The organism is Saccharothrix espanaensis DSM 44229 (assembly GCF_000328705.1).
Lineage (GTDB): Bacteria > Actinomycetota > Actinomycetes > Mycobacteriales > Pseudonocardiaceae > Actinosynnema > Actinosynnema espanaense.
Map to the genome: position 1 here is coordinate 2,564,360 of NC_019673.1, position 17,720 is coordinate 2,582,079.

Here is a 17,720-nt window from a genome sequence, read left to right on the forward strand (position 1 = left end):
GTCCGACGCCGCGGGCTCCGGTCGTGGGTGGGGTCAGGCCCGGCCGAGGAGGGTGCTGCCGGACGCGAGGCGGGCGGTGTCCAGGTGGCCGGTCCGGTCGTGGTCGAGCTGGTCGAACGTGGCCGCCGCCGTGTCGGCCGGGGTGCCCAGCGCGCCGAGCAGGCGCTGGAACTCGCGCAGGGTCAGCGCTCCGTCCGCGTCGGTGTCGGACAGGCCGAGCACGGCGTCGGCCAGCGGCGCGAACGCGTCCAGCGCGGAGAGCTCGTCCAGCGCGCCGGTGAACGCCGCCCGGTCCACGCCGGTCGTGCCGAAGCGGGCCAGCACGGCCCAGAACTCGTCGCACGCGTCGGCCACCCGGCGGGCGCGCTCGGTGTCGGCCGGTTCGTCGAACGCGGCCACCAGACCCCGGCCGAACGCCGCCAGGTCGGCCGGGCCGATCAACCCGTCGCGGTCGGCGTCGAGCAGGTCGAACGAGGAGACCCCGCCCTGCTCGGGGATCCGCTGCACGGCCTTGTCCCGCAGGTACTCCAGCACGGCCTGGCTGGCGACCGCGCCCTGGCCGATCGCGGAGCCGATCCGCTTGACCGTCCCGGACCGCACGTCACCGGCCGCGAACACGCCGGGCAGCGACGTCTCGGTGAGCAGCGGGTCGCGGTCGGCCGACCACGCCCCTTCGACGCGCAGCAGGTCCGTCCCCGTCACCAGGTACCCGCGAGTGTCCAGAGTAGACCGACCGGCGAGCCACTCGGTGCACGGCGTCATCCCGATCAGCACGTACAGCGAGGTCGCCGGCACCGAGGAGATCTCGCCGGTGCCGTTGTCCCGCACCACGATCCCGCTCATCTTCCCGGTGCCGGTCACGGCCGCCACCTCGGCGTGCGCGCGCACGCCGACCAGGTCCGACTCCTCGATCCGCCGCACCAGGTAGCGCGACATCGGGCTGCCCTCCAGCGACGGCCCGCGCACCAGCAGCGTCACCCGCACGCCGTGCTCGGCGAGGTAGAGCGCCGCCTGGCCGGCGGAGTTGCCCGCGCCCAGCACGTACGCGTCCGACCCGGCGGTCTGCACGGCCACCGGCGTGGAAGCGCCGTAGTACACGCCGATGTCGCGCAGTTCCTCCGCGCCCGGCACGTCCAGCGGACGCCAGCGCATCCCGGTCGCCACCAGCACCGCGGTGCCGCGCGCGGTCGTCCCGTCGTCGCTGTCCACGGCCCAGTGGTCGCCGTCGCGGCGCAGCCCGGTCGCCCGCCGCGCGGACAGCCACTGCACGCCGAACCGCCGCGCCTGCGCCAGTGCGCGCTGCGCGAGGTCGCCGCCGGACAGGCCGGTCGGGAAGCCCAGGTAGTTCTCGATGCGGGAGGTGGACCCGGCCTGCCCGCCGGGTGCGTCGTCCTCGATGATCACCACCCGCAGGCCCTCGCACGCCGAGTAGACCGCCGCGGCCAGCCCGGCCGGTCCGCCGCCGACCACGACCAGGTCGTAGTCGCCGCCGCCGGCCGCGTCGGTCAGCCCGAGCGCGGTCGCCAGCTCGATCAGGCTCGGCTCGAACAGCACGTCCCCGCCGGGCAGTTCCAGCACGACCGACCCGGCGGGGCCGATCGCGTGCGTTTCGAACGGGACCTGGTTGCGGGCCAGGAAGTCCTTGATCGCGTAGCCGCGCGCGGAACCGACCGGTTCGACCACGCGCAACGGGGATTCCGCCACTCACGCCTCCCGAGGAGAAGCCAGGGTGCCGACGCTAGTGGCCGGCGGCGGACGCGCTCGCGGGCGCGACCAGGTTCACCCCAACAGGTCACGATCACCCCACGGGTGGTCGGCACCATGTATCTGTAGTGCGATGGGGCACCCCTGTCACGTAGGGGGAAGGACCGGTCATGAACGACTTGGCGCGGTTGCGCGAGAAGCACGCCAGACGTTTCGACATGTTCGACGCGAACGGCGACGGGGTGGTCCGGCAGCGGGACTTCGCCGGGCTGGCGGAGCGGTTGGTGCGCAGGTTCCGGGTGCCGCCGGGGTCGATCGGGGCGGAGCGGGTCCGGGCGTCCTACGAGATGGTGTGGCTGTTCCTGCTGGCGCACTGCGGTGCCGACGGGCAGGTGACCAAGGCCCGGTTCCTCGACGCGCTGGGCAGCACGGACCTGGCGTGCCGGATCGGCGCGGCGGACGCGGTGGCGGTGCGGGAGTGCGGCGCGGCGGCGGACGGCGTGGTGGACATCGAGCACGTCGCGGAGATCATCGTGGCGATGGGGGCGCACCCCGGCGACGCCCCGGTGATCCGCGAGGCGCTCAAGCCGGACGGCAAGCTGCTGCCGGTGACGACGGTGACCCGGCTGGTGTCGGGCTTCTTCGCCGACGCCGTGCCGTCCGGCCTGTACGGGCGCTGACCGACACGCCCGAGGATCTCCGGCGTCGGGGTGCCGCGCGACCACGTCGCCGCATCGGCACGGGTCGACACGTGGTGAGCCCGCGGCGGGTCAGCCGATGCGCAGGCCGAGGGCCATGGCGATGGTGATGGCCTGTTCGGGCTCGATCCGCGCGCCCGCCAACGCCACCGAGGTCGGGTCGATGCCGGACAGGTCCGAGCCGCGCAGGTCGGCCTTGGTGAAGTCCGCGCCGTGCAGCCACGCGTCGGACAGGTCGACCCCGGCGAACTCCGCGCCCTGGCAGCGCGCGCCGGTCAGGTCGACGTCGTGCATCCGCACCCCGCTGAACGACGCCCGGCGCAGGTCCAGGCCCGGCATCCCGGCGAACGACCAGTCGCCGCCGACCACCTTCAGCAGGTCGTAGGAGCCGCCGTCGAACATGCTGCCGACCAGCTTGCAGTCGGTGAACGTGGCGTCGAAGAACTCGCACCGGACGAACACGCAGTTCACGAACGCCGCCCCGGTGTGTTCCGAGGCGTTGAACTCCACGCCTCGGAACACGCACCCGGTGAACGTGCAGCCCCGGTTGGCCAAGCCCGCCATGTCGACGTCGGCGAACTCGGTCCGCTCGTACTGCTCGCCGGCGATCTCGTTGACCGTCCAGTCCCGGTCGCGCACGGTCCGGTCGGTCTGCGGTGTCGGGATGCCCCGTCTGCGTTCGGCCACACCGGGACTATTCCAGCCCTCGGGCCCGCACCACCGTCAGGGAGCGGTGCGGCGGCGGAACAGCAGGGCGGTGCCGACGCCGCCCACCACCGTGAACGCGGTGCACCACAGCACGGCCGCCACGCCCGAACCGCCGACCGGGCCGCTCATCATCAGGCCGCGCAGGGTCTCGATGACCGGTGTCACCGGCTGGTGCTCGGCCACGCCCCGCAACGCCGCCGGCATCGTGTCCGTGGGGACGAACGCGCTGCTCAGGTACGGCAGGAACATCACCACGAAGGAGAACGCGCCGGCCGCCTCCGGGGTGCGGGCGAGCAGGCCGAAGCACGCCGCGAGCCACGAGACGCCCACCATGAACAGCAGCAGCACCCCCGCCACGCCCAGCCACGCCAGGGGGCCGCCGGTCGGTCGGAACCCGATCAGCAGCGCCACCGCGAGCACCAGCGACGTCGACACCGCGTTGCGCGCCTTGCTCGCCACGACGTGCCCGACCAGCACCGCCGACCCGGCGATCGGCAGTGACCGGAACCGGTCGATCACGCCCGTGGTCATGTCCGAGTTGACGCCGACCGACGTGCCGCCCGCGCCGTAACCCGCGCACAGCAGGATGATCCCGGGCACCACGTAGTCGACGTACTGCGTGCCCACGGCGATCGCGCCGCCGAACACGTAGACGAACAGCAGCAGGATCACCACCGGCAGGATCACCGCGACCAGCAGCGCGTCGACGCTGCGCGCGCTGTGCCGCAGCCCCCGCCCGATGAACGTCACCGAATCACGCAGCACCACGCACCTCCGGGCCGGTCAGGGACAGGAACACCTCGTCCAACGTCGGGCGGTGCAGCTCCACCCGGTCCACCGGGACGTCCCGCCGGTGCAGCAGGTCGAGGACTTCCCGCACGTGCCGCGCGCTGCCGTCGCCGGGCACCCGCAGGCTCAGCTTCGCCACGTCCGGCAGGCCGTCGAGCACCGCCCCGGCGCCCGCCAGCGCGGCCCGGTCGGGCAGGAACAGCTCGACGGTCGCGGTGCCGGCCCGGCCCTTGAGCTCGGCGGCGGTGCCCTCGGCGACGACGTCGCCGCCGTGCAGCACGGCGATCCGGTCGGCCAGCCGGTCCGCCTCCTCCAGGTACTGGGTGGTGAGCAGGACGGTCACGCCGGACCGGGCCAGGTCCGCGACCGCGGCCCAGACCTCGCGCCGGCTGCGCGGGTCCAGCCCGGTGGTCGGCTCGTCGAGGAACAGCACCTCGGGGCGGACCACCAGGCTCGCCGCCAGGTCGAGCCGGCGGCGCATCCCGCCGGAGTAGGTCGACGCCCGGCGGTCGGCGGCGTCGGCGAGGTCGAAGCGCTCCAGCAGCTCGGCGGCCCGGTCCCGGGCGGCGCGCCGGTCCAGCCGGCGCAGCCGGGCCATCATCGCGAGGTTCTCCCGGCCGGTCAGCAGCTCGTCCACGGCGGCGTACTGGCCGGTCAGGCTGATCGCCGCGCGCACCCGGCGCGGTGCGGCGACGACGTCGTGCCCGGCGATGCGGGCGGTGCCGCCGTCCGGCCTGAGCAGGGTGGCCAGCACCCGCACGGTGGTGGTCTTGCCGGCGCCGTTCGGGCCGAGCAGGGCGAACACCTCGCCCCGCCGCACGCCCAGGTCGAGCCCCTTGAGCACGGGGTGCCCGCGGAACGACTTGCGGAGGCCCACCGCCTCGACTGTGTATGTCATAGACCTAAGTGTATGACATACACACGACTAGACTGCAAGCCTGCGACGAGCACGGATGCGAGGACATGGGCGACTCGGTGTGGGAACGGCGGGACAAGGAGCCCCGGCAGGGTCTCAGCGTCCGGCGGATCGTGCGGGCCGCGATCGAGCTGGCCGACGCGGACGGGCTGGCCGCCGTCTCGATGGCCCGCGTCGCCGAACGCCTCGGGTTCACCACCATGTCGCTCTACCGGCACGTGCGCAGCAAGGACGAGCTGCTCCTGCTCGTGGTCGACACCCTCGCCGAGCCGCCCGCGTGCCTGGCCGAGCCGGTCGACGGGTGGCGAGCGGGCATGGAGCGCTGGTGCCGGGAACACCTCGCCGCGCTGCGCCGGCACCCCTGGGTGCTCCAGGTCCAGGCGTCCGCGCCGCCGAGCACGCCCAACCAGCTCGCGTGGATGGACCACGGCCTGCGCGTGCTGGAGGAGACCCCGCTGTCGCCGGACGACCGGATGTCCGTGCTGCTGCTGTGCACGGGGTTCGTGATGAGCCAGGCCCGGTTCACCGTGGACGTGTCCGACCAGGCCGAGCGGGACTACGGGGCGCTGCTCCAGCGGACCGTGGACGCCGAGCGCTACCCGGCGCTGCGCCGGGTCGTGGACGCGGGCACGTTCGGCGCGGCCGGCGCCGACCAGGACCACGACTTCACGTTCGGCCTGGCCCGGCTGATGGACGGCGTGGAGCGCCTGGTCCGGGGCTGACGTCAGCCCACCACGACCCGCGCCCACAGCTCGTGGTGCGCGGTGAGGTGCGCGATGTCGCGCCGGTAGAGGTCCGCGTGGCCGGCCGCGATGTGCCGGGCGAAGTTCTCGTCGCCGGCGGCGGCGGACGCGTGCATGAAGTCGACCAGGCTCGCCAGGCGCGGGCCGAGCGCGTCCACCACGTCTTGTCGCTCGTCCCGGCTGCGGCCGTAGGAGTCGAGGAACAGCCTGGCCCGGCGCGCCTGCTCGGCCGGCGGTGGACTGTCCACAGTGGACAGCGGGGTGAAGCGGTAGAGGGCGTGGGCGAGATCCCAGCAGCGTGGGCCGGGATGGGCGGCGTCGAAGTCGAACACGCCGGTCGTGACACCCCGGTCGAACACGCAGTTGTACGGGGCGAAATCGCCGTGGCAGACGACTTCCACCGGTTCCACGGCGGGCAGTTGCCAGCGGTGGCCGGCCTTGTCCGGCAGGTGCGCCGTCGCGTCGTGCACCCGGCGCAGCAGGCCCGCCGCGCTGACCAGCGCGCTGTCCCGGCGTGCCTGCTCGGGCACCGGGTCCGTGCCCGCCTCGCCGGGCAGGAAGTCGAGCACCTCGCGCCCCTGCGCGTCCACGCCGTGCCGGCGCGGGACCCCGCGCACCCCGGCGGCGGCGAGCCGGCCGAGCAGCCACTGCGTGGCCTCGCTCCACGCGCGCACCGGACGCCGGACCGTGCTCCCGATGCGGACGACCGTCGTCGTGCCGCCGGCGAACTCCTCCACGCGCCCGACGCTAACCGATCGCGGCCTTCGGGCGAACCGGATTACTCGTCCACCAGACGAGCCCGAGCGTCGCCCGCCGCCGCCGGCCCGATCCCGACGCCCTGGAACCGGCCGGGCCGGGCGAAGTCCAGTAGCGCCAACGCCATCAGCACCACGTTGACCTGCCCGTAGGCGAGGCTCGCCTGCACCGGTTCCAGCCACAGCGCCACCGCCGCCGCGCCCGCCGCCACCGGCCGCGGCCGCTCGGTCAGCCTGGTCGCGCACCACACCGGGACGCCGAGCGCGGCCACCGTGAGCGCCGCCATCACCAGCCGCGCCACCTCCATCGGGACCAGGAACGCCTGGATGAAATCGCGCCGTCGATCCGCCCTGGCCTGACCGGGGTGGATCGAGCGCGCTTCCGCACGACCAGGTCAGCGGAAACGCTTGCGCAGCCACCACATCGCACCGATCACCAGCGCGGCGGACAGCACCGTGAACAAGGTCGCCTCGATGCCCTGGAACAGCCAGAACCGGTCACCGGGATGGACCAGGGCGGCCCGTTTCACCAGGCCGTGCCCGGCCATGCACTGGCCGACCTGGTCGGTGGACGCAGCGCGGCACGCCCGCTCGATCTCGAGCGCGGTGTCGACGTCGACGAAGTCGCCGGTCCGGTCCGCGTACCCGTGGCCGATGGTCCACCGGCCCCGGTCGGCCGGGGTCTGGCCGGCCTCGGTCAACGGCGTGGTCGACACGACCGGCGTCTGGTAGTGCGGCCGGACGAACCACCGCACCGAGTACAGCGCGCCGGCCCAGACCGCGAGGGTCAGCGCCATCGCGGGCACCACGCGGCGGACCGCCAACCCCACCACGATGCCCAGCGCCACCGCGAACAGCGTGTAGGACGCCAGCGCCAGGGGGTGGACCTCGAACCGCCGCACCTGAAGGCGTTCGTACGACCCGGCCAGCGCCCCCAGCCCGGAGGTCCACCACAGGTACGTCGCGCCGAGCAGCGCCGCGCCGAGCGTGGCCGGCACCGCGATCACGGCGACCTTCGCGGCGAACCACCGGCGCGGGCCCACCTGCTGGCTCAACACCAGCAGGTGGGTGTGCTGCTCCCACTCCCGGGCCAGCGCCGGCGCGCCCAGGAACAGCCCGGCCAGCGCGGCGAACCCGATCAGGCCGAACCGGACGCCCTCGGCCGTCTCCCGGAACGCCGAGGCCGCGTTCCAGCCCGATTCGGACAGCCGGCAGGACGCCGTCAGGGACTCGGCGCAGAGCCGTAACTCCTCGTCGGTGAGCTGCGCCGGCATGGCGAACCGGTGGTAGACCATCACGGCGATCGCGACCAGCGCGTACCCGCCGAGCGCGAGCAGGGCGAGGCGCTGCTGCCGCCAGGCGAGCCAGATCACGCCGCCACCTCCTCGTGGCGCAGGTACGCGGCGACCAGTTCGTCGAGACTCGGTGTGTCGACCTGCTCGGCGGGCAGTTTCAGCGGACCTCCCAGTCGCAGCAGGGCGCGCAGTTGCCGCTCGCCCGTCCGGGACTCGACCACCCGGTGCGGCCAGAGGTCGGTGTCCCGCGGCACGGCGACGACCTTGTGCTGCTCCAACAGCGTTTCCACGTCCTCGGACAACCGGACGCGGCCCTGGTCGAGCAGCAGCAGGTGGTCGCAGACCCCTTCGAGGTCGGCGAGCACCAGCGACGACAGGACGACCGTGGTCGCGTTCTCGGCGACCGCGACCATGATGGCGCGCAGGCTCTCCTGCCGCGCCGCCGGGTCCATTTCGGACAGTGGCTCGTCCAGCAGCAGCACCTGCGGCCGCCGGGCCAGCGCCACGACCAGCGCGAGCCGGGCCCGCTGCCCGCCGGACAGCCCGCCCACCCGGCCGGTGCGGGCCAGCCCGGCCTCCTCCACCAGCCGGTCCGCGTACGCGGCGTCCCAGCCGGGGTTGGCGACCTGCCCGAACCGCAGCACCTCGGCGACGGTGAACGAGCGGTAGAGCGGCTTGTCCTGCGCGACGAACGCCACCTCGCCGATCGCCTCGACCTCGCCCGAGGACGGCCGCAGCAGCCCGGCGGCCAGCTTGAGCAGCGTGGACTTGCCCGCGCCGTTCGCCCCGACCAGCGCCGTGACCCGACCTGCCGCGAGCTCGAACGAGCAGTCCCGCAACGCCTCTTTCCGGCGATACCGCAGGCCGAGCCCGCGCGCCCGCACGGCAACGCTCACCATGTCTCCCCCAGAAGAACGTCAGAAGCGCTGGTCCAGCACCGAGCGGAACAACGCTTCCACGTCCTCCCGGCCCATGCCGTACTCCCGCGCGTGGTCCATCCACTCCAGCAGGTCGCCCCGCAGCGGCGAGCCCTCGGCCACTCCCGGTGTGACCAGCGACCGGCGCACGAACGTGCCCAGCCCCGGCCGCGGTTCGACCAGTCCCTCGCGTTCCAGTTCGCGATACGCCTTGAGCACGGTGTTGGGGTTGATGGCGGTCTGCTCCACCACCTCGCGCGCGGTCGGCAGCCGGTCGCCGGGGCCGAGCAGCCCCAGTCGCAACGCCTGCTTGACCTGGTGGACGAGCTGGAGGTACGTGGCCACCCCGGACCGCCGATCGATCCGGAACTCGATCACCTCAACCCCTTCACTAACTGATTAGTGGAATCACTATTACCCGCGCCCCCGGCCGTTGTCAACCGAGGCCGGCGCGGTCGGTCGGGCCTCGGGCGGCGATCCGGCGCAGTCGGGCGGCGGTCAGGGGCGCAGGAGGCCGTCGACCCGGCCGGCGTGGTCGTCCAGCACGCGGCCCGGGTCGGTGCCCAGCACGTCGGCCAGCACGCTCGCGTACACGTCGCGGAAGTCGGTGGTCTGCTTGAGGTCGCCGTCGGCCAGGTCGGTCAGGCTCGGCTGCGCGCCGTAGAACCCGCCGTTCACCTTGTCGCCCAGCAGGAAGACCGGCCCGGCGGTGCCGTGGTCGGTGCCGTCGCTCGCGTTCGCGCGCACCCGCCGGCCGAACTCCGAGTACACCAGCACGACGACCCGGCGTCCCCGGTCGGTCCGCCGCATCCGCCGCACGAACGGCGTCAGCGCGCCGTCCAGCTCGCCGAGCAGCCGCTGCTGGGTGTCCCGCTCGTCGGCGTGCGTGTCGAACCCGCCCAGCGACACCGAGTAGACCCGCGTCGGCACCTCGGCCTCGACCAGGTTGGCCACCACGTCCAGCTGCGCGGCCAGCTGGGAGTTCCCGCCGGCCGACGAGCCCTTGTCGCGCCGCTCGTCCGGGTCGTCCTCGGTCGACGGGTCGTGCGCCGCCCCGCCCAGGATCCGGACCGCGTCGTGCAGGTCCGCGATCGACCGCGAAGCTCTTGCCTGCCAGACCTCCTCACCGTTCTGCGGCGTCCCGAGCGCGGCGAAGGCGGCACCCAGCCTGCCGTCCGGCAACGCCAAGCCGCCCACCGGGAACGACGCCGCCGCGGTCCGCGCGCCCGCCAGCATGGGCGGCAGCACGGGTTCCACCGACAGCGCGCGCAACGGGTCCGCGCCGCTCTCGTCGAGCCACCGCCCCAGCCACCCGGTGGGCACCGACGTGCGCGGTGACGCGGTCTGCCAGATCGCCATCGACCGGAAGTGGCTGTGGTCCGGCGTCGGGTAGCCGACCCCGCGCACGACCGCCAGGCCCTTCTCGTCCCACAACGACTTCAGGCCCTTGAGCCCGGGGTTGAGGCCCAGCCCGTCCCCGAGGTCGAGCACGTCCTCGGGCCGGTGGGCGAGGTCCGGCCGGGCGTCCTGGTAGGCGCGGTCGGCGGCCGGGATCACCGTGTTCAGGCCGTCGTTGCCGCCGTAGAGCGTGACGACGACCAGCACGGCCGCGTCCGGGTCCAGCGGGTCGTCGGCCGCGGCCGTCATCAGGTCGTCCCAGCCGACCCGCGTCGCGCCCACGGCGAGCGCGCCGGCGGCGGCCACCCCGGAGAAGGTCAGGAACCGGCGTCGGGTCAGGTTCTTCATCACCTGCTCACCACGTATTCGGGGGCGCACGCGGCCACGGTGGCCAGGTGTTCGGGTTTGTCGACGCGGCTCAGCGCGTCGCGGGTGCGATCGGACCACGCGTCCACGGACAGCAGTTCCCGCACGGAGTCCGCGCCGGTGACCGACTTCAGGTCGGCCTTCGCCGCGAGCAGTTGCGCGACCTTCACCCGGGCCACGCCCGCCGCGGTGGTCAACCACGCGCCGCCGGCCGCCCACCCGCCGACGCTGGGTGGTCGAAACGGCAGTTGGCCCATGCCGCGCAGCCCGTTGCCGAGCTGCTTGACCGCCTTGTCGTCCAACGAGTCCCACCGCACGCCCAGCGCGCGCATCAACCCCAGGGCCCACTCGACGGGCTGCTTGACCAGAGTCGTGGCCGGGTCGCGGAACGCGGGTTCGGCGGCGATGGCCCGTAGCACCGATCGAATGTCCTTGGCGTGCGCGGAAACCAGCCGGTCGACCGTGTCTGCGGCGGGCGGCGTGGCCGACACCAGCCGGAACCACAGCCGGCCCACGACGAACCGCGCGGACTCCGGCCTCGCGAGCACAGCATCCACAAAGGACTGCACGGTGAAATAGCCGATGATGCCCAGGACCGTCTTCGGCTGGTCGTCGTGGCGCTTGGCGACGAACTGCGCCTCCGCCTGGTCCCGCCGCACGGTCCACCCGGTCAGCACCCGGGCCGCCTCGCGCACGTCCTGCTCGGTGTAGTGGCCGATGCCCAGGGTGAACAGCTCCAGGTACTCCCGCGCCAGGTTCTCGTTCGGCGACCCGGCCCGGTTGTCGTTGCCGTCCAACCACAGCAGCAGCGCCGGGTCGACGACCATCGCCCTGGCCAGCGCCGGGAACCCGTCCAGGCCGAGCCGCCGGAACGCCTCGTTCTGCGCCAGCATGTGCCACGGGCTGCGCACCTTCTGCTCGCTGGTCGCGAAGTGCCCGTGCCAGAACCAGGTCAGCCGCTCGGTGGCGGTGTCGGTGGCGACCATCCGCGCCAGCCACCACGACGTGAGCGCCTTCTCCTCCACCGCCCGGCGCTGGTTGGCGTCCTTCTTGGCCTGCTTGTCACCCCGGGCCAGGACCGGTGGGTCCAGGGTGAGCGCGGGCGTGGCGACGGGCGCGGGCGTGAGCAGCCGGTCCAGCGTCGCGGCGAAGCCGCGGTCGAGGTCGCCGGGGCGCGGCCCGAAGCCGAACCGGTCGTGCAGCCGGCGCACGGCGGCGCGTTCGTCGAGTTCCGGCATGTGCGCAGCATCTGGTGCCGCGCACACCGTCGCCACCCCTTCCGGGCTTCCTTCAGCGGAAGCTCAGGGACGCCGCTGGCCCAGGACGGCCCGGCGTCCGAACTCCACGGCTCGGACGTGTCGAGTAGTGGCTGGTCAGGCAAGAGATTCATGACTGGTCGATCAATCACTCTTGATGCCGGAAACGGCCGATCCACCCAGCGGCCGTTCGGGTCAGCGGCGGTGGGGTGCAGTGAGCGGTGCGCGACCTGTCGTGCGCTGTCTGTAGCGCCCGGTCAACAGCGCCCAGTCAGTAGTGCCGGATGCCGGCGGAGAGGGTGCGGGCCCACGGTGCGTCGACCTCGCCTGCGTCGACCGCGACCACGAGGTGGCACAACATCCCTCGCGCGAAGAACTGCTGCACCTGCGGCTCGCTCGCCCCGGACACCCCGCGCACGTACTCGACGGTCCGGGCGTACCCGCGTTGCAGCACCTCGCGCACGGCGGGTTCGGAGATCGCCGCGCACTGGGCGTGCATCTGCACCAGCAGCAGCGCGTTCTCCTTGGCGATGAGCTTGGCGTACACGTCGCCCATGGCGTGCAGCACCGCCTCGGGCGTGCTGCCCTCCGCCTCGGCGACGCCGTCGCCCAGGCTCTCCCGGATTCGCGTGAAGCAGCGCTCCACCACGGCCAGGAACAGCGCCGCCTTGTCCGGGAACAGCCGGTACACGTACGCCTGGGAGATGCCCGCCGCCTTCGCGACCTCACCGGTCGTCGTGCCGTAGTAGCCCTTGGCCCCGAACGTGCCCAGCGCCGTCCGCAGCACGGTTTCGCGGCGTTGGTCGGCGGTCGACAGGCGGCGTTCGGCGGGCGGCACAAGACTAATCAACCACTCACACTTTCTCGTGTCAAGTTCCGGGAGCCATGGTCGCGTGACGCCCGTTCGGGTGCCTAGGGTGCGCGCATGTCCCGTCGCTGGGTGCCCTGGGTGGCCGTGCTGACCGTCGTTCTCGCCGCCTGTGGCACGTCGTCGTCACCGGCGGCCGCCCCGTCGTCCACCGTCCCCACCGTCACGACCTCCACGACGACGGCCACCACCACGACCATGACGACCACGACCACCACCACGACGACGGTCACCCGGGCCAAGCCCGCGCCGGCGGGCAACCCGGGCGGCACGGCGGTCGTCCCGGAGGAGGCCGGGCCGGAGGACGTCCGCGAGCCCACCACCGTCGTCGGCACCGGCACGCCGGCCGGCTGCACCTCGCAGGCCGTCGTGGCGGCCGTCGCGGCGGGCGGGGTGATCACGTTCGACTGCGGCCCCGAGCCGGTCACCATCACGATGGCCGCGACCGCGCGGGTGCGCAACGACGGCCCGCGCGAGGTGGTGATCGACGGCGGCGGCCTGGTGACGCTCAGCGGCGGCGGGCAGCGCCGGATCCTCTACCAGAACACCTGCGACGCGGCGCTGGGCATCACCACCTCGCACTGCCAGGACCAGGACCACCCCCGGCTCAGCCTGCAGAACCTCACCTTCGCCGACGGCGACGCCACCGGCGACACGGTCGAGGGCGGCGGCGGTGGCGCGGTGTTCGTGCGCGGTGGGCGGGTCAAGGTGGTCGACTCCCGCTTCCGGGGCAACCGGTGCGACCAGACGGGCCCGGACCTCGGCGGCGCGGCCATGCGGGTGCTCGGCCAGCACGGCGGCCGGCCCGTGTACGTCACCGGCAGCACGTTCAGCGGCGGCGTGTGCGCGAACGGCGGAGCGCTGAGCAGCATCGGCGTGTCGTGGGTGATCCTCAACAGCGTGTTGAGCGGCAACTCGGCGGTCGGCCGGGGCGCGAACCCGGCCCGCGCGGGCACGCCCGGCGGCGGCAGCGGGGGCGCGGTCTACGTCGACGGCAACCGGTTCACCGTGCGCATCGCGGGGTCCGTGGTCGAGGACAACCGGGCCAACGAGGGCGGCGGCGCGGTGTTCTTCGTCAGCAACGACCGCAGCGGCACGTTGGCGGTCGAATCCTCGGCGCTGCGCCGCAACCCGAGCGCCGGTTTCGAAACCCCGGGGTACAAGGGAATCTTCTTCCTGGGCGCGGCGGATCCGACCGTGAGTGGTTCAACCATTCAGTAACAGCAGGGGAATTCGGCGAACGCCGGAAAAATTCCCGTCGTTCGTCGGATTGTGAGCGAGGCTTCCGGCTGCGCATCATGAGCCGCCGGCGCGAGGCCGGCGCACCATCCCTGTGACTCGACGTCCGGCCACCCTGCACGCACCACCCGGCCGGGCGCGGGAAGGAACGACTGTGCGTTACACAGCGCGAAAGGCGCTTGCCCTGGCCGCGGGCATCGCCGCGACCCTGGCCGCGTTCGGCGGCCAGGCCCACTCCGCTCCGCAGCCGCCGGACCCCGGCGGCGTCACCCCGCAGGTCGTCGGCGGCACGCAGGCCGCCAAGGGAGAGTTCCCCTGGATGGTCCGGCTGTCGATGGGCTGCGGCGGTGCGATGTACACCGAGCAGTTGGTGCTCACCGCCGCCCACTGCGTCAACAGCACCGGCAACAACACGAGCATCACCGCCACCTACGGCGTCGCGGACCTCCAGGACACGTCGGCGGTCAAGCGGACCTCCACCTACGTCCACCGGTCGCCCACGTACCCGACGACGACCGGCGGCGACTGGGCGCTGATCAAGCTCGCCGGCCCCATCTCCGGCGCGGCGCTGCTGCCGATCGCCACCGCGAACACCTACAACACCGGCGTGTTCACCGTCGCGGGCTGGGGCGCCACCCGTGAAGGCGGCGCGCAGTCGCGGTACCTGATGAAGGCCCAGGTGGACTTCATCGACGACACCACCTGCAAGAACGCCGACCCGTACTACCGCAACCTGAAGTCGGCCGCCGAGATCTGCGCGGGCGACCTGGCCCGCGGCGGCATCGACACCTGCCAGGGCGACTCGGGCGGCCCGATGTTCCGCCGGGACGGCGCGGGCGCGTGGATCCAGGTCGGCATCGTCAGCCACGGCAACGGCTGCGCGCGGGCCAACAACCCGGGCGTCTACACCGAGGTGAGCACCTTCGCGGCGGCGATCAAGGCGGCGGCGGACAACCTCGGCGGCACGCCCAACCCGCCCGGCAAGACCTTCGAGAACGCCAACAACGTCACCATCCCGGACGCGGGCGCGGGGGTGTTCAGCGACGTGGTCGTCAGCGGTGTCACGGGCAACGCGCCGTCGACGCTGAAGGTGACCGTCGACGTCAAGCACTCCTACAGCGGTGACGTCGTGCTCGACCTGGTCGCGCCGGACGGCTCGACCTACCGCCTGAAGAACTCCAGCAACTCCAGCACGCCCAACATCAGCACGACGTACACGGTGAACGCCTCGTCCGAGGTCGCCAACGGCACGTGGCGGCTCAAGGCGCAGGACGTGTACGCGCAGGACACCGGCTACATCGACCTCTGGAAGCTCACCTTCTAAGCCCGCGAAGAGTCTTCCCGGGCACGTGACGGGGCCCGCTGCGAGGGTGGGCCCCGTCAACGCGTCCGGTCGGGCCCTCGCTCCCAGCGCCACCACCCAGACCGGCGTCCCGCTGACCTGGTCCGTCGGTCACCGGCAGGTCGACCAACGTCACCGGCCTCGCGGCGGACGCCGAGTGCTCGTTCACCATGGTCGCGACCGGCGCGGCGGCGCTCGCGGCGCTACCTGGTGCGCACCAGCTTCCAGCCGACCAGGACGCAGCCGACGAGCATCAGCACGCCGTGCGCGATGCGGCCCGCCGGCGGCATGAAGAACTGCGGCAGGAACAGCGCGAACGCCACGGCGTAAGGGATGGCGAGCGCCTTCAGCTCGACGGCGGCGAGGATCGCGCCGGCCGCGAGCAGCAGCAGGCCGACGCCGAACATCGTGATGGCGGCGGGCTGGTAGCGGACCGCGTCGACCAGCTCCAGCAGCGCGGGGTCCGGGTCCTGCGCCGCCCGCAGGCCGATGGCGTGCAGCCCGAAGACCTCCGCGCCGTAGTAGGGCAGCGTCAGCCCCGCGCCGACGGCGGCGACCAGCGCCGCCCGGCGGACCGGGAGGGCGATCGCGACCAGGACGAAGCCCGCGACGGCGAACAGGTGGGACGTGATCCACGCGGTGGTGCCCATGGCGGTGAGGCCGTGGACGGTCGTTTCGTCCGAGTACGGCCGGAGCACCGGGTAGAGCAGGAAGAACACCCCGGCGAGTCCGAACGCGCCGGCCTGGAACCTGGTCATCGGTGCCTCCGTGAGCACTAGTCGTTTTAGAGAGCGGTGCTCTCTTCGTCGGAATGCTGACGGCGTCGGGTGGTCCGTGTCAAGAGCAGTGCTCTCAGTTGTTGCCTGTGCTCTCTCGGTCGGCCATCATCGACGCCGTGGCGACGACACCCAGGCAGCGCGCGCGGGCGCAGGCGATCGAGGACATCAAGCGGATCGCCCGGGAACAGCTGGCCCAGGAGGGCAGCGCGGCGCTGTCCCTGCGGGCCATCGCCCGTGAACTGGGGATCGTGTCGTCGGCGGTGTACCGGTACGTGCCCAGCCGTGACGAGCTGCTGACCATGCTGATCATCGACGCCTACAACTCGTTGGGCGACGCGGTCGAGAAGGCGGAGGCCGCGTGCCCCCGTGACGACCTAGCCGGCCGGTGGCGCGCCCTCGCCGTGGCCGCGCGCACGTGGTCGGTGGCCCGGCCGTCGGAGTACGCGCTGATCTACGGCAGCCCCGTGCCCGGCTACCACGCACCCGTCGAACGGACCGGCGAACCCGGAACCCGGGTGTCGATGCTGCTGATGTCACTGCTGGCGGACATCCAACGCGGCCGCCCACTGGTGTCGTTGACCGGTCCGCTGGGCGGCGACTTCGCCGTACTGCGCGATTTCCTCGGGCTGTCCATCGGCGACGACCTGCTGGCCCGCGGCTTCCTGGCGTTCTCGGCGCTGTTCGGCGTGATCAGCTTCGAACTGTTCGGCCAGTACGTCGGCAGCCTGACCGACTACGAAGCCCACTTCACCCACCAACTCGACTCCCTGTCGGCTTTGCTGGGCCTGTGACCGGTTCCCACGCGCGAACGGAAGAGCCCGCAGCAGGTCGCCCCGCGAGACCCCTGCGGTGATCCGAGGTCACGTGGTGCGCGCGTGGCGGTAGTCGGTGGGGGTCATGCCGTACGTGCTGCGGAACAGGCGGCTGAAGTGGGCGGGATCGGTGAAGCCCCAGCGGGCCGCCACCACGTGGACCGGTTCGGTGCGGGCGGTCAGGTCGTGGCGGCTGCGTTCCAGGCGTCGGCGGCGGATCCAGGCGGCCACGCCCAGGTCCTGGCCCGCGAACAGGCGGTGCAGGTGGCGGGTGGAGATGTGGTGGGCGGCGGCCACCGCCGCGGGGCACAGCGCCGGGTCGGCCAGGTGCCCGTCGATGAACGCCCGCACCCTGGCCACCAGCGCGTCGGGCTGCGGCGGGCCGGTGCCCAGGCGCCTGGCGAGCAGCGCGGCCAGCAGGTCCAGCGAGATGGCCGCCATCCGGGCCGCGTGCTCCTCGTCACCGCCCGCCGCCAGTTCCCGGACCGCGCCCGCGAGCAGGCCGCCCAGCCCGTCCCGGCCGGGTAATCGGGTCGCCAGCGCCGGTTCGACCTGGTCGGGGCTCAACGGCAGCAACGACTTCGGGAACTGCACCAGCAGCGTGCCGCACGGACCGGTCAGGTCCGTCGCCCAGCCCAGGAACGGCCGCGACGAGTCGTAGAGGGTCATCTCGCCCGGTGCCAGGGCGGCTTCCCGGCCGCTCTGCCGCACCCCGAACACGCCGCCCAGGTTGAGCACCAGGTAGTACCGCTCCGGGTCGAAGCGGCGGATCAGCCGCGGCGTCCGCTCGGTGCGCAGCGGCGAGACCGTCAACCGCGCCAAGCGCACCGCGCCGAGGTCCAGGCAGTGCGCGTCGGCGCGGAAGTCGGCGGCGTGCTCGGTGCGCAGCACCAGCGGCCCCAGCGCGCGTTCGGCGATCCTGCGCCAGGACGCGAACCGCTCGGCCACCGGCAGGTCCTCGGTGTGGAACTCGGCTTCGATCAACGCGTCGTCACCCCCGGGACGCGCCTCCCCGGGCGGCGCGCCGCAAGACCATCGGTACCGAACGCCGGCCGGGGCCGTCAACCTCCGACTGTTAACGCCATGACCGTCAACAGGCCACTTCGCGGCCGCGTACCGCCATCCGCACGACCGG

20 protein-coding genes and 1 pseudogene are annotated in these 17,720 nt (G+C 73.0%); 6 read left to right on the forward strand and 15 right to left on the reverse strand.

The window, feature by feature from the left end; translation table 11 throughout:
- Positions 1-33: 33 nt before the first annotated feature.
- Entirely contained in the window at positions 34-1,704 is a 1,671-nt protein-coding gene (locus BN6_RS11770; protein WP_015099848.1) for an FAD-dependent oxidoreductase, read from the reverse strand.
- 170 nt (positions 1,705-1,874) lie between these two features.
- On the opposite strand from BN6_RS11770, the gene BN6_RS11775 reads away from it, so the two are divergent.
- A complete protein-coding gene (locus tag BN6_RS11775; protein WP_015099849.1) occupies positions 1,875-2,384 on the forward strand; it encodes an EF-hand domain-containing protein in 510 nt (169 codons plus the stop codon).
- Positions 2,385-2,474: 90 nt separating this feature from the next.
- Here BN6_RS11775 and BN6_RS11780 read toward each other — a convergent pair whose 3' ends face one another.
- Genes BN6_RS11780 through BN6_RS11790 form a run of 3 tightly spaced genes read right to left on the reverse strand, consistent with a single transcriptional unit; the run spans position 2,475 to position 4,797 of the window.
- On the reverse strand, positions 2,475-3,089 hold the full coding sequence (locus BN6_RS11780; protein WP_015099850.1) for a pentapeptide repeat-containing protein: 615 nt from the start codon (positions 3,087-3,089) through the stop codon (positions 2,475-2,477).
- A 36-nt stretch (positions 3,090-3,125) separates the two neighbouring features.
- The gene (locus tag BN6_RS11785; RefSeq protein WP_015099851.1) at positions 3,126-3,875 is read right to left on the reverse strand and encodes an ABC transporter permease; all 750 of its coding nucleotides are present in this window, start codon (positions 3,873-3,875) and stop codon (positions 3,126-3,128) included.
- Entirely contained in the window at positions 3,865-4,797 is a 933-nt protein-coding gene (locus BN6_RS11790; protein ID WP_015099852.1) for a daunorubicin resistance protein DrrA family ABC transporter ATP-binding protein, read from the reverse strand. The genes BN6_RS11785 and BN6_RS11790 overlap by 11 nt, the downstream gene beginning before the upstream one ends.
- A gap of 65 nt (positions 4,798-4,862) precedes the next feature.
- On the opposite strand from BN6_RS11790, the gene BN6_RS11795 reads away from it, so the two are divergent.
- A complete protein-coding gene (locus BN6_RS11795) occupies positions 4,863-5,537 on the forward strand; it encodes a TetR/AcrR family transcriptional regulator (protein WP_041312613.1) in 675 nt (224 codons plus the stop codon).
- Between the two features lie 2 nt (positions 5,538-5,539).
- Here the strand turns inward: BN6_RS11795 and BN6_RS11800 are convergent, their stop codons facing one another.
- The 9 genes from BN6_RS11800 to BN6_RS47745 all read right to left on the reverse strand — a co-directional run bounded on the left by BN6_RS11800 (position 5,540) and on the right by BN6_RS47745 (position 12,631).
- A complete protein-coding gene (locus BN6_RS11800; protein ID WP_015099854.1) occupies positions 5,540-6,295 on the reverse strand; it encodes a phosphotransferase in 756 nt (251 codons plus the stop codon).
- Between the two features lie 41 nt (positions 6,296-6,336).
- Positions 6,337-6,621, reverse strand: coding sequence for a glycosyltransferase 87 family protein (locus tag BN6_RS11805; protein ID WP_015099855.1), 285 nt, complete (start codon positions 6,619-6,621; stop codon positions 6,337-6,339).
- Between the two features lie 87 nt (positions 6,622-6,708).
- The gene (locus BN6_RS11810; protein ID WP_015099856.1) at positions 6,709-7,686 is read right to left on the reverse strand and encodes a hypothetical protein; all 978 of its coding nucleotides are present in this window, start codon (positions 7,684-7,686) and stop codon (positions 6,709-6,711) included.
- Positions 7,683-8,507, reverse strand: coding sequence for an ABC transporter ATP-binding protein (locus tag BN6_RS11815; RefSeq protein ID WP_015099857.1), 825 nt, complete (start codon positions 8,505-8,507; stop codon positions 7,683-7,685). The genes BN6_RS11810 and BN6_RS11815 overlap by 4 nt, the downstream gene beginning before the upstream one ends.
- Positions 8,508-8,525: 18 nt before the next feature.
- Positions 8,526-8,903, reverse strand: coding sequence for a GntR family transcriptional regulator (locus BN6_RS11820; protein WP_015099858.1), 378 nt, complete (start codon positions 8,901-8,903; stop codon positions 8,526-8,528).
- Between the two features lie 120 nt (positions 8,904-9,023).
- Complete coding sequence (locus BN6_RS11825) at positions 9,024-10,271, reverse strand: DUF1501 domain-containing protein (RefSeq protein ID WP_015099859.1); 1,248 nt, start codon at positions 10,269-10,271, stop codon at positions 9,024-9,026.
- Positions 10,271-11,527 (reverse strand): DUF1800 domain-containing protein, encoded by a 1,257-nt coding sequence (locus BN6_RS11830; protein WP_041312615.1) that lies wholly within the window; start codon positions 11,525-11,527, stop codon positions 10,271-10,273. The genes BN6_RS11825 and BN6_RS11830 overlap by 1 nt, the downstream gene beginning before the upstream one ends.
- Positions 11,528-11,816: 289 nt before the next feature.
- Positions 11,817-12,395 carry a TetR/AcrR family transcriptional regulator gene (locus tag BN6_RS11835; RefSeq protein ID WP_015099861.1) on the reverse strand — a complete coding sequence of 193 codons (579 nt, stop codon included), beginning with the start codon at positions 12,393-12,395 and terminating at the stop codon, positions 11,817-11,819.
- Positions 12,396-12,457: 62 nt separating this feature from the next.
- Positions 12,458-12,631 carry a hypothetical protein gene (locus BN6_RS47745; RefSeq protein ID WP_158509378.1) on the reverse strand — a complete coding sequence of 58 codons (174 nt, stop codon included), beginning with the start codon at positions 12,629-12,631 and terminating at the stop codon, positions 12,458-12,460.
- Here BN6_RS47745 and BN6_RS11840 point away from each other — a divergent pair.
- The 3 genes and pseudogenes from BN6_RS11840 (at position 12,612) to BN6_RS48620 (ending at position 14,976) form a co-directional block, all read left to right on the forward strand.
- Positions 12,612-13,634, forward strand: a complete 1,023-nt coding sequence (locus BN6_RS11840; protein ID WP_084672633.1) for a hypothetical protein — start codon at positions 12,612-12,614, stop codon at positions 13,632-13,634. The genes BN6_RS47745 and BN6_RS11840 overlap by 20 nt on opposite strands.
- 172 nt (positions 13,635-13,806) lie before the next feature.
- Positions 13,807-14,610, forward strand: a pseudogene (locus BN6_RS47750) (S1 family peptidase); the annotation flags it as partial.
- Positions 14,611-14,742: 132 nt separating this feature from the next.
- Positions 14,743-14,976: a proprotein convertase P-domain-containing protein gene (locus tag BN6_RS48620; RefSeq protein ID WP_269454357.1), complete on the forward strand. Its 234-nt coding sequence runs from the start codon at positions 14,743-14,745 to the stop codon at positions 14,974-14,976.
- A 221-nt stretch (positions 14,977-15,197) separates the two neighbouring features.
- Here the strand turns inward: BN6_RS48620 and BN6_RS11850 are convergent, their stop codons facing one another.
- Complete coding sequence (locus BN6_RS11850) at positions 15,198-15,752, reverse strand: hypothetical protein (protein WP_015099864.1); 555 nt, start codon at positions 15,750-15,752, stop codon at positions 15,198-15,200.
- Between the two features lie 137 nt (positions 15,753-15,889).
- Between BN6_RS11850 and BN6_RS11855 the strand changes: the two genes are divergently transcribed.
- A complete protein-coding gene (locus BN6_RS11855; protein WP_041316553.1) occupies positions 15,890-16,564 on the forward strand; it encodes a TetR/AcrR family transcriptional regulator in 675 nt (224 codons plus the stop codon).
- A gap of 69 nt (positions 16,565-16,633) precedes the next feature.
- Here the strand turns inward: BN6_RS11855 and BN6_RS11860 are convergent, their stop codons facing one another.
- Complete coding sequence (locus tag BN6_RS11860; RefSeq protein ID WP_015099866.1) at positions 16,634-17,569, reverse strand: AraC-like ligand-binding domain-containing protein; 936 nt, start codon at positions 17,567-17,569, stop codon at positions 16,634-16,636.
- Positions 17,570-17,720: the final 151 nt, after the last annotated feature.